We start from the raw sequence: 15,640 nt of genomic DNA on the forward strand, positions 1-15,640 counted from the left end.
GGCCGATGTTAGCCGGCCGTCATCAATCGATGAACTGCAGGCGTGCCAGTTCAGCGTACAGTCCGCCTTCGGCCAGCAGCTGCGCATGGGTGCCTTCGGCGACGATGCGGCCCTGGTCCATCACCACGATGCGGTCGGCCTTGAGTACCGTGGCCAGGCGGTGGGCGATGACCAGCGTGGTACGCCCGGCCATCAGTCGCTCCAGCGCCTGCTGCACGCTGTACTCGCTCTGCGCGTCCAGCGCGCTGGTGGCTTCGTCCAGCAGCAGGATCGGCGCATCCTTCAGCAGTGCACGGGCAATCGCCACACGCTGCTGCTGCCCACCGGACAGGCGGGCACCGCGCTCACCCAGCTCACTGTCATAGCCCTGCGGCAACGCGCGCAGGAAGCCGTCAGCCTCCGCGGCACGCGCGGCGTCCTCGACTTCGGTGTCGCTGGCCTGCAGGCGGCCATAGCGGATGTTGTCGCGCGCGCTGGCCGCGAACAGCGTCGGCTGCTGCGGAACCAGCGCGAGCTGCGCGCGCAGCTCGGCCGGATCGACCTGGCGCACGTCGATGCCATCCACGCAGATGCGGCCGCTGGCCGGATCGTGGAAGCGCAGCAGCATCGACAGCACCGTGCTCTTGCCCGCGCCCGACGGACCGACCAGCGCTACGGTCTCACCCGGACGGACGTGCAGGTTGAAGTGGTCCAGCGCAGCCTGGTCCGGTCGCTGCGGGTAGTGGAACACCACGTCGTCGAACTGGATCTCGCCCCGCAGCGACTGCGGCAGCGCGTGCGGCTGCGCCGGCGAGCGGATCTCGATGTCTTCCTGCAACAGTTCGCCGATGCGGCCCATGCCGCCGGCGGCACGCTGCAGCTCGTTCCAGACCTCTGCCAGCGCGCCGACCGAGCCGCCACCGATCAGTGCATACAGCACGAACTGGCCCAGCGTACCGGCGCTGAGTCGACCGTCGATGACGTCATGCGCGCCCAACCACAACACACCGACGATGGCGCCGAACACCAGCAGGATGGCGCTGGCAGTGACCAGCGATTGTGCACCGATGCGGCGGCGCGCGGCACCGATGGCATCACCGAGCGCCTTGTCGAAGCGTCCGCGCTCATAGGGCTCGCGTGCATGCGCCTGCACCGTGCGCACGGCGCCCAGCGTTTCGCTGGCCAGGCTGTTGGCATCGGCGATGCGGTCCTGGCTGCTGCGCGCAACCGTGCGCAGCTTGCGCGCGCCGATGATGATCGGCAGCACCGCAAGCGGAATGCCGAGCAACGACCACGCGGCCAGCCGCGGGCTGGTGACGAACAGCATGGCCAGGCTGCCGATGACGGTGACCGTGCTGCGCAGCGCAACGGACATGGTCGAGCCGACCACGCTGCGCAGCAGTTCGGTGTCCGCGGTCAGGCGCGAGACCAGTTCTCCGCTGCGGCTGCGGTCGTGGAATCCGGCGCCCAGCTGGATCAGATGGGCATACAGCTGGCTGCGGAGGTCGGCCACGACCTTTTCGCCGAGCAGCGACACGAAGTAGAAGCGCGCAGCCGTGCCCAACGCCATCACGACCGCCACCAGCATCAGCAGGGCGAAGGCGCGGTTGATCTGTCCGCCGCTGCTGAAACCATGATCGATCATCTGCTTCACCGCCGGTGGCAGGCTCAGCGTGGCGGCCGAAGACACCGCCAGCGCCAGCAGCCAGGCGGTGAACAGGCCGCCATGGCGGCGCACGAACGGCCACAACGTCCGCAGGCTGCCGAGGCGGCGCAGCGGTGGGGTCGAGACGGGGGCGTCGTCCTTGTCAGTCATCCTGGTCGTCGTCTTGTATGCGGATACGGTCACGGGTGGCGTCGCGCAGGCGGATTTTCAATGCATCGACCTGATCGGCCGGCAATTCGACCCGCAGGCACACGCCGTTGGCATCGAACCGTTCATCGAGCTTCCCGGCGCCGAAGGCGGGCAGGGTGGCATGCAGGGTGCCCAGATCCTCGAAGCCGGCCAACAGCTGCAGCCGGGCCATCGCCACCAGCGGCAGGCGCGGCGCAGTGCGCAGGCATTCGGCGGCTGCGCCACCGTAGGCGCGCACCAGCCCGCCGGCGCCCAGCTTGATGCCGCCGAACCAGCGCGTTACCACCACCATGACCCGGTCGAAGCCCTGGCCGTCGATCGCCGCCAGGATCGGACGCCCAGCCGTGCCGGCCGGCTCGCCATCGTCGCTGGAACGGTAATCCTGCCCGTGGCGGTAGGCCCAGCAGTTGTGGGTCGCGTCGGCTACGGCCACCTGCTGCAGGAACGCCAATGCTGCCGCGGCGCCATCGATCGGCGCGGCATGGGCAATGAAGCGGCTGTGTTTGACTTCCAGCGTGTGGCTGACCGGCTGGGCGAGGGTATCGGGCATTCCCGCCATTCTACGGGGTTGCCGGAGGTCACTGTCCGCTTCAGTCGTCCAGCAGCGGGCGGAGGTCGCGCGGCAGGCGCGCTTCCGGATACTGCTGCACATAGCGCTCCAGGCTTGCGCGGGCCAAGTCGCGCTGGCCATCGTCGCGGCGCGTGCGGATCTTCTGCAGCCACTGCCGCCGCGGCAGCTGTGCATCGGTGTCCACTTCGGCCTGCACGGCATCCGCACTGAGCCCTGCGTCGGCGCCGCGGCGCATGACGCCGGGCGCGGAGCGGCTCGGGGCCTGGCGTTTCATCGAAGTGATCTCTATCCGATCCATTGCCTGTGCCCGTTCGGCCTCGGCAGCGTTGACCACTGGCGGCTCGGCAGTGCGTGCTTTCAATGCCCCTGCCGGGGCTGGCGCCAATGCCGGTGCAGGTGCCGAGTAGGCAGCCGGTGCAGGAGGTGCGGGCGGTGCCGCTGCCGGTGCGGGAGGCAGTGCGGCAAAGGAGGTGTCGGCGGCCACTTCTGCAACCCTCGATCGTACTGCTGATGGTGCCGTCGGTGGCGGCGCAGCAGCGGCCTCGGCCGGCGCAGGCCTGGGCATGCGCGCGACGGACGGTGCCGGGGGGGGAGCGACCGGGGCTGCCTCGGGTGCTGCAGGTGCGGCGGCCGTTTCCGCAGCCGCAACCGCACTGTCGGCTGCGCTGCTCCCAGCGGCCGGATCGGCAGCCGCGACGTCCGCCGTAGCCGGCGCTGCAGCAACAGCGGACTTGCCCGCCGGAACCGGCGGCGGTTCCGGGCGCAGCTGCCAGGCGATGCCGATGGCGAACACCATCGAGGCGGCGATGCCGAACACCGCCGGCCACCGTGGGCGCGTACGCTGCGTGCGTGGCGCGTCCGGCGAAGCAACAGCCTCGGCAGCCGGTGCGTCCACCGCAGCGCGCGCCGCGGCCAGGATGGTGGCGTCCAGCGCGGCCGGTGGGGCCTGTTCGACGCGGCGGCCGAGCAGGCGCGCCAGCTCGCGTTCTTCCGGCGTCAGCGGATCGTTTCGGTTCATGCGTTCAATCCCGCACGCAGCTTGTCCATCGCATAGCGCAGCCGCGATTTCACGGTTTCCCGGCCTACGCCGGTGATCTGGCCGATCTCCTCCAGGCTCAGTTCCTGATCCAGCCGCAGCTGCAGCACTTCGCGCTGCTCGGGCGGCAGTTGCTCCATCGCCAGCTGGATGCGGCGACGTTGTTCGAAATCGGAAAGCTCGGCTTCCGGGGTCTGACCGTCCTCGATCGCGGCCAGGCGCAGATCGGCGTCGGCCGGTGCGGAAGGGCGATGGCGGGCGGCGCGCCAATGGTCGTTCAGCCGGTTGTGGGCGATGCGGAACAGCCAGGTGCTGAATGCAGCGTCAGGCTGCCAGCCGGCGCGGGCGCTGATCACCCGCTGCCAGACATCCTGGAAGATCTCCTCGGCCAGCGCGTTGTCGCGCACCTGCCGCAGCAGGAAACCGAACAGGCGCTTGCGATGGCGCGCATACAGGCTTTCGAACGCGCGCAGGTCGCCACCGGCCCAGGCCAGCATCAAGGCTTCATCGGTTGGCAGTGCGCTGGCTTCCACGGCGTACAGGGTAAGGCCTGCAGGCGGTGGCGCATAGCCGGTGACGGGGGCGGGCAGGGCGAGGTTCATGGCGTGGAAGCGGCTATGGACAGCAGGAAAAACGTACGGGCGCACGATTCGGGGTTGATGGGCTTCCATTGCCCCCCGGGTGGCGCGCTATGCTCGGCGGCTCAGGGGAGGCGACGCGCAGACGGCGCCAAGAGATTGTCATTTGTCCAGGCACGTTGAACCGGCAGAAGAGCCACCACACGAGGCTGTGCTGAGCACGGCGCTGGTGCGCGCATTGCATGCGCTGCTGCCGGATTCGGCCGTGGTCCGCGTTGGCTGGAACGATCTGCAGCTGGGATGCGGCCAGGGCGGCTGGCCGGCGGTCGTCGCGGCTGGCGCATCCACGGCGCCGGGCGTCGGCGACGGTTGCCATGGCTGGGAATATGACGGTGCCCGTCTGCAGCTATCGGTGGAAGGTGCGGTGCCTTCCGCGGCGTGGTGGGGGCTGGCCCGGCAGGCCATGGAACTGGCATTGCAGCGCGGCCGCCAGGCGGGGCAGATCAAGGCGCTGGAAGAGGCTGAACGGCTGCAGCAGGCGCTGTTCCAGATCGCCGATCTGGCCGGCGCCGATCTGGAGATGTCGGAGATGCTGCGCCACGTGCACGGCGTGCTTGGCACGCTGATGTACGCGGAAAACTGCTACATCGTCGAATACGACGACGTCCGCGACCAGATCCGTTTCCTGTACTTCGCCGACCAGGTCGACGACTTCGTCGCCGATCCGTCCCAGAGCCATGACGCCGGCGAGATGCCGCGCAGCCTGACCGTGGCGTTGCTGCGCCACGGCAAGCCGCTCAGCGGCCCCTCGCGCGAGCTGCTGGCGCGTGTGGTCGGGCAGGAGCACGACCCGCAGCGTGGCCCGGAGAGCCTGGACTGGCTGGGCGTGCCGATGCTGCGCGATGGCCGCGTCTGCGGCGCCATCGTGGTGCAGAGCTATGAGCTGGCGGCCCGCTATGGCGAGGCCGAGCGGGCGCTGCTGGGCTTTGTAGCGCAGCATGTGCAGACCGCGATGGACCGGCGCCAGGCGCAGGTACGGCTGGAGCAACAGGTGGAGCGGCGCACGCTGGAGCTGCAGCGCGCCAACCGCAGCCTGCAGGATGAAGTGGCCGAGCGACGCCGTGCCGAGCAGCTGCAGACCGCGCTGTACAACATCGCCGAAATGGCGATGTCGGCCGACAGCCTGGCCCAGTTCTATGGGCAGGTGCATGGCGTGGTCGGGCGCCTGCTTGATGCGCGCAATTTCTATATCGCGCTGGTGAACGGGACGGGCAACGGCCTGGACTTCGTCTATTCGGTGGACGAGCACAACGCCAGCCGCGCGCCACGGCCGTTCAGCCGCGGCCTGACCGAGTATGTCGTGCGCAACCGGCGGCCGCTGCTGGCGTCGCGGGAGCAGATCGACGCACTGCTGGCCAGCGGCGAGGTGCGCGAATCCGGCGCGCGCTCACATTGCTGGCTGGGCGTGCCGCTGCTGCGCGATGATGAGGCGGTCGGCGCGATCGTGGTGCAGAGCTACAGTCCGAACAGCACGTTCAGTGTGCACGATCAGCGCCTGCTGACCTTCGTTGCACAGAACATCGGAACCGGGCTGGCGCGCCAGCGCGACCAGCAGCAGCTGCGTTCGGCGCATGCCGAGCTGGAAAAGCGCGTGGACGAACGTACCCGCGAGCTGGCCGAGGTCAACGAAAAGCTGCTCGGGCAGATTGGCGAGCGCCTGCGTGCCGAGCAGCGCCTGACCCATCAGGCCATGCACGATGCGCTGACCGGCCTGCCCAACCGCCTGCACCTGCTCGATCGCCTGCAGGATGCGCTGGCGCTGGCCAGGCGTGAGGGTGGGCCGGTGTTCGCCGTGCTGTTCCTCGACCTGGACCGCTTCAAGCTGGTCAACGACAGCATTGGCCACGCCGCCGGCGATCGCATGCTGGTGGAGGTAGCCAAACGCATCGTATCGATGGCCGGCCCCGAGGATGTAGTGGCGCGACTGGGGGGCGATGAATTCGCGGTGCTGCTGCAATGTCCGCAGGGGTTGGCACAGGCCCTGGATTTCGGCCAGCGGCTGTTGCTGGCACTGCAGGAATCGATGTGGATCGCCGGGCGCGAGCTGTTCCCGTCCGGCAGCCTCGGTATCGCCTTGTGGAACCCCCGCTACCGTACCGGTGAAGAGCTGCTGCGCGACGCCGATGCAGCGATGTACCGGGCCAAGGCGCAGGGCCACGACCGCTGTGCGATCTTCGATGAGGACATGCGCGAGCAGGCCATGCGCAGCCTTGATCTGGAAGCTGACCTGCGCCGTGCGATCAACAACCGCGACTTCGTCCCGTTCTACCAGCCGATCGTGCGTCTGTCCGATGGCGAGGTGGTGGGGCACGAGGCATTGCTGCGCTGGCAGCACGAGCGCCGTGGCCTGCTGCTGCCCGGGGCGTTCCTGGAGCTTGGCGAGGAAAGCGGCCTGATCGAACAGGTCGACTGGCTGATCTACGAACAGGTCATCGCGGGACTGGCCGAAGGCGGCCACAGCTATGTTTCGGTGAACGTATCGCCGCGCCATTTCCGCTCGGCCGAGTTCAGTGGCCGCCTGTTCGGTCTGCTCGATGCATGCGGCGCAGATCCGCGCCGGCTTCGCCTGGAGATTACCGAGGTGGCGCTGCTGGACGACAGTCCGCACACGCTGCGCATCCTGCAGGGCCTGCGCGAGCGCGGCATCCAGGTGCAGCTGGACGATTTCGGTACCGGCTTCTCGGCGCTGTCCTACCTGCACCGCTTCCCGATCAGCACGCTGAAGATCGACCAGAGCTTCATCGCAGGGCTGCATGGGCCGGAAGTGCAGAGCACGCGGGCCTTGGTCGAAGGCGTGCTGTCGCTGGCGCGCACGCTGGGCATCGAGACCATCGGCGAGGGCATCGAGACCGAGGCGCAGCGGCAGACCCTGCGAGAACTGGGCTGCGATTACGGCCAGGGCTACCTGTTGGGGCGGCCCGCCCCGTGGTCGCACGCGGCGGGCTAGCCACCGCTTGCGGCTGCATCAACGCAGGGCGGCGCGGCGCTTCTCGTCAATCCACTTCGAGGCCTGCGCCGGCTGGTAGTTCTTCATCCACTCCAGCATTTCTTCGATGTCCGAGCCGTACCACAGGTCCTGGCGCTGGTCCGGGTGCAGGAAGCGCTCTTCCACCATGCGGTCGATCATGCCGATCAGCGGCGCGTAGAAACCTTCCACGTCGAGGAACGCGCACGGCTTGTTGCCGATGCCCAGCTGGCGCCAGGTCAGCATCTCGAAGATCTCTTCCATGGTGCCGAAGCCACCGGGCAGGGTGACGAAGCCGTCGGCCAGGTCGAACATGCGCGACTTGCGCTCATGCATCGAACCGACGATCTCCAGTTCGGTCAGGCCACGGTGGGCCACTTCCCAGTCGGCCAGCTGGCGCGGAATGACGCCGGTTACCTCGCCGCCGGCGGCGAGCGCGGCATTGGCCACGGTTCCCATCAGGCCGACGTTTCCACCGCCGTACACCAGGCGCAGGCCGTCACGGGCGATGCGATCACCCAGGGCAATGGCGCGTTCGGTATAGGCCGGCTTGCTGCCAGCGTTGGAACCACAGTAGACGCAGATCGACTTCATGGGGGGTCTTGTCTCTTGGTGCGGAAACGAAAACGCCCCGCCAGCAACCGGGTCAGCGGTTGCGGGCGGGGTGCGGGTGGATTATCCCCTTCTGTAGCGCCGAAGCGAAGCGGCCGCTTACGCCGCTGCAGCCTGCTCGCGGCGCGGGCCTTCACGCAGGGCGCGGCCGACCATGCCCACCAGCAGGTCCAGCTCCTCGCTGTCCATGCCGAAGTGCGGGGTGAAGCGCAGCGAGTTCTCGCCGCCATGGATCACGTTGATGCCGTGCTGTCGCAGCCATTCCTCGGTGGAATTGGCGCCGTAGCACTTGAACTGCGGGGCCAGCTCGCAGGAGAACAGCAGGCCGGTGCCCTGCACCTTGGTGATCAGGCCGCCCAGTTCGCTCTTGAGCTGTTCCAGCTTGCGCACGGCTTCGGCACCGCGTTCGGCGATGTTGGCACGCACCTGCGGGGTCAGCTGCGCCAGGGTGGCGCAGGCCACGTCCAGTGCACGCGGGTTGCTGGTCATGGTGTTGCCGTAGATGCCCTTGCGGTACAGCTGCGCGGCATGCTCGGTCACCGCCAGCACCGACAGCGGGTACTGCGCGGCGTTGAGCGCCTTGGAGTAGGTCTCCATGTCCGGCGGATCCAGGCCTTCGAAGCCCGGGTAATCGACCACCGACAGCACGCCATGCGCGCGCAGGCCAGCCTGGATCGAGTCCAGCAGCAGCAGGCTGCCGTGCGCACGGGTCAGTTCACGGGCCACGGCATAGAACGCCGGCGGCACCGAGCGGCCGGGGTCGCCTTCGCCCATCACCGGCTCCAGGAATACCGCTTCGATGAACCACTGGTTGCGCGCGGCATCCTCGAACACCTTGCGCAGGCCGGCCTCGTCATAAGGCGCCACGGTGATCACCGAGTCCTCGCCGCGATAGCTGGCCAGGTGCTGCATGTAGCTCTTGCGGCTGGAATCGGAATACAGGGCAGGGCGGTCGGTACGGCCATGGAAGCTGCCCTTGACCACCACGCGCTTGATCGCCGCACCGGCGTGGCGCGCGCCCGGGTCGGTCTGCAGCTTGGCGTTGACGTCGGCAATGCGCGCGGCCAGGCCAACCGCCTCGGAGCCGGAATTCAGGCACATGAACCGCGCAAACGGGCAGCCGCCACGGCGGTGGCCGATCTCGGCGCGCAGGGCGGTGATGAATCGCTGCTGCGACAGGCTGGGGGTCATGATGTTGGCCATCACCTGCGGGCGGGCCATTGCCTCCAGCACGGCATCCGGGGTGTGCCCGAAGCCGAGCATGCCGTAGCCGCCGGCGTCGTACAGCACGGCGCCCTTCAGGGTGACCACCCACGGCCCGCGCGCGGCCAGCGCCACGTACGGGGTCACTGCATCATCGGCATAGAAATTGACGAACCCGTCCTGCATCGCGTCGATCTGCGCCTGTTCATCCTGCGCCAGCAGCGGCCCCAGGTCGGCCTGCACGCGCGCGAATTCCTCGGCGGCGGCGTCCACCGCGGCGATCAGCTGCGGGTGGTTGGCGGACAGGGCGGTCAGAGTGGCATCGTCCAGGCCGGAGGTGAGGCGGGTGCCGGGCTGGTTGCGCAGGGGGGCGAGGCGTTCGATGAAGCTCATTGCAGATCTCCTGAAACAATGGGTCGCACGGGTCTTCAAAAGCAAAACGCGCGTCATCACGCGCGCTTGGGGCAGGCTCGTGCAGCGGACTTCCAACTCGATGCTAGCACTTGTTTTTTTGCGCGATAACCCCGCAGAAACCTGCTGCATAGCAGCATTTTGCGCGACGTTCGCCGCGAAGTGCGCCGGCTCGCAGACGCTGGCCGTACAATGCGCGCCATTGTCGACCTGTTGCCGCCCACTGCCTTGAAGAAGTCCGATTTCCATTACGACCTGCCGGCTGAACTGATCGCACAGGCGCCCCTGGCCGAACGTTCCGCAAGCCGCCTGCTGCTGGTACCGCCGACGCCCGATGCCTTCACCGACCTGCAGGTGCGTGACCTGCCGTCGCTGCTGCAGCCGGGCGACCTGCTGGTGTTCAACGACACCCGGGTGATCCCGGCGCGCCTGTTCGGGCAGAAGGCCAGCGGCGGCCGCGTCGAGATCCTGATCGAGCGCCTGCTCGGCGCCCAGCAGGCCCGCGCGCAGGTGGGCGCCAGCAAGTCGCCGAAGGCCGGCAGCCGCATCGCGCTGGATGCCGGGGGCGAAGCCGAAGTGCTGGGCCGCGACGGCGAGTTCTACGTGCTGCAGTTCCATGTGCCGGAATCGTTGGAACAGTGGCTGCTGCATGCCGGCCGCCTGCCGCTGCCGCCCTACATCCAGCGCGAGCCGGGCGTGGACGACCGCGAGCGCTACCAGACGGTGTTCGCGCGCGAAGTGGGTGCGGTGGCCGCGCCGACTGCCGGCCTGCATTTCGACGAGCCGCTGCTGGCCGCGCTGAAGGACAAGGGCGTGGACTTCGGCCACGTCACCCTGCACGTGGGCGCGGGCACCTTCCAGCCGGTGCGCGCCGATGACCTGAAGGACCACGTGATGCACCGCGAGTGGCTGAACGTCGGCGCCGAACTGGTGCAGCAGGTGCGGCGCACGCGCGCCGCCGGCGGCCGCGTGATCGGCGTCGGCACCACCGTGGTGCGCGCGCTGGAAAGCGCGATGCGCGATGGTGAGCTGCTGCCGTTCGCGGGTGAAACGCAGATCTTCATCACCCCGGGCTACCGCATCCGCAGCGTCGACGCGATGGTGACCAACTTCCACCTGCCGGAAAGCACGCTGCTGATGATGATTTCCGCGTTCGCTGGCAAGGAGCGCGTGTTCGAGGCCTACCAGCACGCGATCGAGCAGCGCTACCGCTTCTTCAGCTACGGCGACGCGATGCTGCTGTTCCCGCAGGCGGGGTGAGGCGGCAGGGTAGCCCGGGAGGGCAGGGGCCCCTGTGCGTGCGCACCTTGGTGCGCACGCCTTCTTGGGAGACAATGGGCGACTATTTGCCTGAATGACCGCTCCATGTCCCGACTGCAGTTCCAGCTCAAGACCCGCGACGGCCGTGCCCGCCGTGGCCGCCTGACCTTCCCGCGCGGCACGGTGGAAACGCCGGCCTTCATGCCGGTGGGGACCTATGGCTCGGTCAAGGGCATCCTGCCGGACCAGGTGCGTGCGCTGGGCGCCGAGATCATCCTCGGCAACACCTTCCACCTGTACCTGCGCCCGGGCCTGGACATCATCGCCGACCACGGCGGCCTGCACGGCTTCTGCCGCTGGGACGGCCCGATCCTGACCGACTCCGGCGGCTTCCAGGTGTTCTCGCTGGCCCACCGCCGCAAGATCACCGAGCAGGGCGTGACCTTCGCCTCGCCGACCGACGGTGCCCGCGTGTTCCTGGGCCCGGAAGAGAGCATGAAGATCCAGAAGGTGCTCGATTCGGACGTGGTGATGATCTTCGACGAGTGCACCCCGTACCCGGCCACCGAGGATGTGGCGCGCCGCTCGATGGAGCTGAGCCTGCGCTGGGCCCAGCGCAGCCGCAACGCGCATGACGAGTTGGGCAACGACGCGGCCCTGTTCGGCATCGTCCAGGGTGGCGTGCACACCGACCTGCGCAGCCGCTCGGCCGAAGCCCTGCAGGCGATCGGCTTCGACGGCTATGCCATCGGCGGCCTGGCCGTGGGCGAGCCGGAGCACGAGCGCAACGCCATGCTCGACCACCTGGATCCGGAGCTGCCGGGTGACCGCCCGCGCTATCTGATGGGGGTGGGCCGACCGGAGGACCTGGTTGAGGGTGTCGCCCGCGGCGTGGACATGTTCGACTGCGTGATGCCGACCCGCAACGCCCGCAACGGCCACTATTTCACCTCGTTCGGCACCGTCCGCATCCGCAACTCCCAGTACGCGCGCGACATGGACCCGATCGAGCCCGGCTGCGGCTGCGTGGCCTGCACCGGCGGCTACACCCGTTCCTACCTGCGCCACCTGGACCGCTGCAACGAGATGCTGGCGCCGATGCTGGGCACCCTGCACAACCTGTTCTATTACGAAAAGCTCATGGCCGACATCCGTGCGGCGATCGAGGCGGGAACCTTCCTGGCCTTCCGTGAGTCCTTCTACGCGGCACGCGGGGCGGTCGCGCCGCCCCTGTAACCCGAACGCCCCCTGCCAAACGGCCCAAGGACGAACGCCCGGGGCCGTGGCATACTTCAAGGCTGACCCAGATCCGCGGTCGACACCTCGTGCCCGTGAAACGGCCGAAGCGCCGCCCAACCAAAGGACCAACGATGAACCTGCTTGCCTTCCTGATTCCCGCCGCCCACGCCCAGGCCGCCGGCGGCCAACCGCAGGGCATGGGCCTGACCACGCTGCTGTTCCCGATCATCCTGATCGCCATCATGTACTTCCTGATGATCCGCCCGCAGATGAAGCGGCAGAAGGAGCACAAGGCCATGCTGGAGAAGATCAAGCGTGGCGACGAAGTGCTGACCAACGGCGGCATCGCCGGCAAGGTCACCGACATCGGCGACAACTTCATCACCATCGAAGTGGCCGAGAACGTGCGCATCCGCGTGCAGAAGGGCGCTGTCGGCAGCGTGCTGCCGACCGGCACCCTGGATTCGGCCAAGTAAGCCACTCCCTTTCCGAAGCACAACCGCGGCGCCGGGGATGGCGCCGCGCGGGACCCAAGCAATGCTCGAATTTCCACGCTGGAAGTACGTCGTCATCCTGATCGTACTGGCGCTCAGCACGCTGTACGCGCTGCCCAACATCTACCAGAAGGACCCGGCCCTCCAGATCACCGCCAACCGTGGCGGGCAGATCGACGATGCGCTGCGCGACCGTGTGCTGGCCGACCTGAAGACGGCCGGTGTCACCACCATCGGTGCCGAGAAGGAAGGGGAAAGCCTGATCGTCCGCCTGCCGGACCTGAAGGCGCAGTCCGCTGCCAGCGATGCCCTGCGTGACACGATTGGCGAAAAGTACACCGTGGCCCTGAACCTGGCCTCGACTGTGCCGGACTGGTTGGCCAAGCTGGGCGGTCGCCCGATGGTGCTGGGCCTGGACCTGCAGGGTGGCGTGCACTTCGTGCTGCAGGTCGACCAGAAGGCCGCCCTGGACAAGCGCCTGGACGCCTACACCGAAGACGTGCGCAGCACCCTGCGTGACGCGCGCATCGCCTACCAGTCGGTGGAGCGCCGCGCAGACAACAGCATCGTCGCCAACCTGAGCCCGTCCGCCGGTGACGACGCCGCGCAGCGTGCCCGTACCGCCCTGGTCAAGGCTCAGCCGACCCTCGGCTACGACGTCAGTGGCAACCGCATCACGGTGACCGTGCCGGAAACCGAGATCGCGCAGATCGCCAACGGCGCCATCGAGCAGAACATCAACACCCTGCGCAACCGCGTGAACCAGCTCGGCGTGGCCGAGCCGATCATCCAGCGCCAGGGCGCCGACCGCGTGGTCGTGCAGTTGCCGGGCGTGCAGGACACTGCCGAAGCCAAGCGCATGATCGGTGCCACTGCCACCCTGGAATACCGCGCGGTGGTTGAAGGCAATGCGCAGGACGCCATCAACTCCGGCCGCATCCCGCCGGAAGCGAAGGTCTACCAGCAGCGTGACGGCCGCGGCCCGATCCTGCTGAACAAGCGCGTGATCGTCACCGGCGACCAGATGGTCGGCGCGCAGGCGGTGACCGATTCGAACAGTGGCTCGCCGGCGGTCAGCGTGACGCTGAACAACGTGGGTGGCCAGCGCATGTTCGACTTCACCAGCGCCAACGTGAACAAGCCGATGGCGGTGGTCTACACCGAGCGCGTGCCGACGGTGACCGTCGTCGACGGCCAGGAAGTGCGTGGCTTCAAGGTCAACGAGGAAGTGATCTCGGTGGCCAACATCAACGGCGTGTTCGGCAAGAACTTCCAGACCACCGGCCTGCAGAAGAAGGAAGCCGAGGACCTGGCCAAGCTGCTGAAGTCCGGCTCGCTGGCCGCGCCGATGGACTTCGTCGAAGAGCGTGTGGTCGGCCCGAGCCTGGGCGCCGAGAACGTCAAGAATGGTATGCGCGCCGTGGTGTTCGCCTTCCTGTTCACCCTGGTGTTCTTCAGCGTCTACTACCGCATGTTCGGCGTGATCACCTCGCTCGCGATGCTGTTCAACCTGCTGATCGTGGTGGCGGTGATGTCGCTGTTCGGCGCGACCATGACGCTGCCTGGCTTCGCTGGCCTGGCGCTGTCGGTCGGCCTGTCGGTGGACGCCAACGTGCTGATCAACGAGCGCATCCGTGAAGAACTGCGTGCCGGCGTGCCGGGCAAGACCGCGATCGTGACCGGTTACGAGCGTGCCTCGGGCACCATCCTCGACGCCAACCTGACCGGCCTGATCGTCGGCGTGGCGCTGTTCGCATTCGGTACCGGTCCGCTGAAGGGCTTCGCGCTGACCATGATCATCGGTATTTTCGCCTCCATGTTCACCGCGATCACCGTGTCGCGTGCGCTGGCGACGCTGATCTACGGCCGTCGCAAGAAGCTCCAGAACGTGGCCATCTGACGGGACGACACGCACATGAAACTGTTTCCGCTGCACATCCTCCCGAACGACACCAAGATCGACTTCATGCGCTGGCGCCATGTCGCGATGGTCGTCACGGTCATCGTGTTCCTGGCCTCGGTCGCCATCATCGGCGTCAAGGGCTTCAATTACGCGCTGGACTTCACCGGTGGCACCCTGATCGAAGCCCGCTTCGACAAGGCGGTGGACGTCGAGCAGGTCCGCACCAAGCTCGAGCAGAGCGGCTTTGACGGCGCCCAGGTGCAGAGCGTCGGTGGCAACACCGACCTGCTGATCCGCCTGGCCCCGCACGGTGAGCACGCTGCCGGCACCGGCGACGCCGCGCACGAGGACAAGGCCACCGCTGCCGCCGTCGTGAAGGCGCTGTCCACCGCCGACAACCAGGCCACCGTGCTCCGCAACGAGTTCGTGGGCCCGCAGATCGGCAAGGACCTGGCGATGAATGGCTTGTACGCCACCATCTTCATGCTGGCCGGCTTCCTGATCTACATCGCCGTGCGCTTCGAATGGAAGTTCGCGGTTACCGCCAGCATCGTGGCGATGTTCGACCTGATCGTGACGGTGGCTTACGTGTCCCTGCTGGGCCGTGAGTTCGACCTGACCGTGCTGGCTGGCCTGCTGTCGGTGATGGGCTTTGCGATCAACGATCTGATCGTGGTCTTCGACCGCGTCCGCGAGAACTTCCGCAGCCTGCGAGTGGACTCGATGGAAGTGCTGAACCGTTCGATCAACCAGACGCTGTCGCGTACGGTGATCACTGCGGTGATGTTCTTCCTGTCCGCGCTTGCCCTGTACATGTACGGCGGCAGCTCGATGGAAGGCCTGGCCGAGACGCACATGATCGGTGCGGTGATCGTGGTGCTGTCCTCGATCCTGGTGGCGGTGCCGATGCTGACGATCGGTTTCCTGCGCGTCAGCAAGCAGGACCTGCTGCCGAAGGCGAAGGACGTCGAGGCCCTGGCCCGTCGCCCGTAAGCGTTCGCGCTGCACGCAACACACAGAGAACCCCGCGCAAGCGGGGTTTTTTGTGGGCAGGGCTGGTACGCGTCATCGCATGCGCGCTGTCGCTCCCACGCTTCTCTGCGCGAACCGTGGGCCCCACTTACCAGCTCCCAGACCCCCGCCGCTTCGCGGCCGCCCCCTGACTCAGGGGGCTCTGCCCCAGACCGGTTCCGCACGGCTGATGGTGGGTGCCGACCGTTGGTCGGCACATCTGTCAGATATCGAATGAATTCAACCGTGGCGACCAACGGTCGGCACCCACCAACAGCAGCGGCGACATGTCCGACAGATCGCGGGAAACTGTCGAAGGCGGGGTGGGTCCGGTTGCGGGGGTGTCCGCGGCATGGATGCCGCGGCCAAGCCTACAGGGACGGATTTACGGCGTCCCCCGCAACCGGACCCACCCCGCCAACCCACAGGAACCCAGCTTTTGACGTTGACGTTGCTCTGGCTT

General features: G+C 67.6%; 12 protein-coding genes. 6 read left to right on the plus strand and 6 right to left on the minus strand.

The features are described from left to right. Positions 1 to 22 precede the first annotated feature (22 nt). From ACYKG1_RS08675 to ACYKG1_RS08690, 4 genes are read right to left on the minus strand one after another with little or no spacing between them, the layout of a single operon-like run. Entirely contained in the window at positions 23 to 1,795 is a 1,773-nt protein-coding gene (locus ACYKG1_RS08675; RefSeq protein WP_262226972.1) for an ABC transporter transmembrane domain-containing protein, read from the minus strand. Then, positions 1,788 to 2,384, minus strand: coding sequence for an IMPACT family protein (locus ACYKG1_RS08680; RefSeq protein ID WP_478472390.1), 597 nt, complete (start codon positions 2,382 to 2,384; stop codon positions 1,788 to 1,790). The genes ACYKG1_RS08675 and ACYKG1_RS08680 overlap by 8 nt, the downstream gene beginning before the upstream one ends. Positions 2,385 to 2,424: 40 nt before the next feature. Then, entirely contained in the window at positions 2,425 to 3,423 is a 999-nt protein-coding gene (locus ACYKG1_RS08685) for a hypothetical protein (protein ID WP_478472391.1), read from the minus strand. Continuing rightward, positions 3,420 to 3,938, minus strand: a complete 519-nt coding sequence (locus ACYKG1_RS08690) for an RNA polymerase sigma factor (protein WP_238381653.1) — start codon at positions 3,936 to 3,938, stop codon at positions 3,420 to 3,422. The genes ACYKG1_RS08685 and ACYKG1_RS08690 overlap by 4 nt, the downstream gene beginning before the upstream one ends. 247 nt (positions 3,939 to 4,185) lie before the next feature. Here ACYKG1_RS08690 and ACYKG1_RS08695 point away from each other — a divergent pair, with 247 nt between their 5' ends. Then, positions 4,186 to 7,026, plus strand: a complete 2,841-nt coding sequence (locus ACYKG1_RS08695; protein ID WP_478472393.1) for a bifunctional diguanylate cyclase/phosphodiesterase — start codon at positions 4,186 to 4,188, stop codon at positions 7,024 to 7,026. A gap of 18 nt (positions 7,027 to 7,044) precedes the next feature. Here the strand turns inward: ACYKG1_RS08695 and ACYKG1_RS08700 are convergent, their stop codons facing one another. Both ACYKG1_RS08700 and ACYKG1_RS08705 read right to left on the minus strand, forming a co-directional pair. Further along, on the minus strand, positions 7,045 to 7,638 hold the full coding sequence (locus ACYKG1_RS08700; RefSeq protein WP_100472010.1) for an LOG family protein: 594 nt from the start codon (positions 7,636 to 7,638) through the stop codon (positions 7,045 to 7,047). 117 nt (positions 7,639 to 7,755) lie between these two features. Continuing rightward, a complete protein-coding gene (locus ACYKG1_RS08705; RefSeq protein ID WP_100472011.1) occupies positions 7,756 to 9,252 on the minus strand; it encodes an aminotransferase class III-fold pyridoxal phosphate-dependent enzyme in 1,497 nt (498 codons plus the stop codon). A 210-nt stretch (positions 9,253 to 9,462) separates the two neighbouring features. Between ACYKG1_RS08705 and queA the strand changes: the two genes are divergently transcribed. The 5 genes from queA (at position 9,463) to secF (ending at position 15,159) form a co-directional block, all read left to right on the plus strand. Beyond that, positions 9,463 to 10,530 carry a tRNA preQ1(34) S-adenosylmethionine ribosyltransferase-isomerase QueA gene (gene queA, locus ACYKG1_RS08710; protein WP_478472395.1) on the plus strand — a complete coding sequence of 356 codons (1,068 nt, stop codon included), beginning with the start codon at positions 9,463 to 9,465 and terminating at the stop codon, positions 10,528 to 10,530. 105 nt (positions 10,531 to 10,635) lie between these two features. Beyond that, positions 10,636 to 11,766, plus strand: a complete 1,131-nt coding sequence (gene tgt, locus ACYKG1_RS08715; RefSeq protein ID WP_006434331.1) for a tRNA guanosine(34) transglycosylase Tgt — start codon at positions 10,636 to 10,638, stop codon at positions 11,764 to 11,766. A gap of 134 nt (positions 11,767 to 11,900) precedes the next feature. Beyond that, positions 11,901 to 12,245, plus strand: a complete 345-nt coding sequence (gene yajC, locus ACYKG1_RS08720) for a preprotein translocase subunit YajC (RefSeq protein ID WP_087922285.1) — start codon at positions 11,901 to 11,903, stop codon at positions 12,243 to 12,245. Between the two features lie 61 nt (positions 12,246 to 12,306). Then, positions 12,307 to 14,163, plus strand: coding sequence for a protein translocase subunit SecD (gene secD, locus ACYKG1_RS08725; RefSeq protein WP_478472396.1), 1,857 nt, complete (start codon positions 12,307 to 12,309; stop codon positions 14,161 to 14,163). Positions 14,164 to 14,178: 15 nt separating this feature from the next. Then, complete coding sequence (gene secF, locus ACYKG1_RS08730; protein WP_262226966.1) at positions 14,179 to 15,159, plus strand: protein translocase subunit SecF; 981 nt, start codon at positions 14,179 to 14,181, stop codon at positions 15,157 to 15,159. The last annotated feature ends 481 nt before the right edge of the window (positions 15,160 to 15,640 follow it).

It is taken from the genome of Stenotrophomonas sp. 85239_Sma (assembly GCF_056481725.1).

Coding starts and splice junctions, on each gene's coding strand:
- ACYKG1_RS08675 (WP_262226972.1), bottom strand. CDS start 1,795: ATGACTGACAAGGACGACGCCCCCGTCTCGACCCCACCGCTGCGCCGC.
- ACYKG1_RS08680 (WP_478472390.1), bottom strand. CDS start 2,384: ATGCCCGATACCCTCGCCCAGCCGGTCAGCCACACGCTGGAAGTCAAA.
- ACYKG1_RS08685 (WP_478472391.1), bottom strand. CDS start 3,423: ATGAACCGAAACGATCCGCTGACGCCGGAAGAACGCGAGCTGGCGCGC.
- ACYKG1_RS08690 (WP_238381653.1), bottom strand. CDS start 3,938: ATGCTGGCCTGGGCCGGTGGCGACCTGCGCGCGTTCGAAAGCCTGTAT.
- ACYKG1_RS08700 (WP_100472010.1), bottom strand. CDS start 7,638: ATGAAGTCGATCTGCGTCTACTGTGGTTCCAACGCTGGCAGCAAGCCG.
- ACYKG1_RS08705 (WP_100472011.1), bottom strand. CDS start 9,252: ATGAGCTTCATCGAACGCCTCGCCCCCCTGCGCAACCAGCCCGGCACC.
- queA (WP_478472395.1), top strand. CDS start 9,463: ATGCGCGCCATTGTCGACCTGTTGCCGCCCACTGCCTTGAAGAAGTCC.
- tgt (WP_006434331.1), top strand. CDS start 10,636: ATGTCCCGACTGCAGTTCCAGCTCAAGACCCGCGACGGCCGTGCCCGC.
- yajC (WP_087922285.1), top strand. CDS start 11,901: ATGAACCTGCTTGCCTTCCTGATTCCCGCCGCCCACGCCCAGGCCGCC.
- secD (WP_478472396.1), top strand. CDS start 12,307: ATGCTCGAATTTCCACGCTGGAAGTACGTCGTCATCCTGATCGTACTG.
- secF (WP_262226966.1), top strand. CDS start 14,179: ATGAAACTGTTTCCGCTGCACATCCTCCCGAACGACACCAAGATCGAC.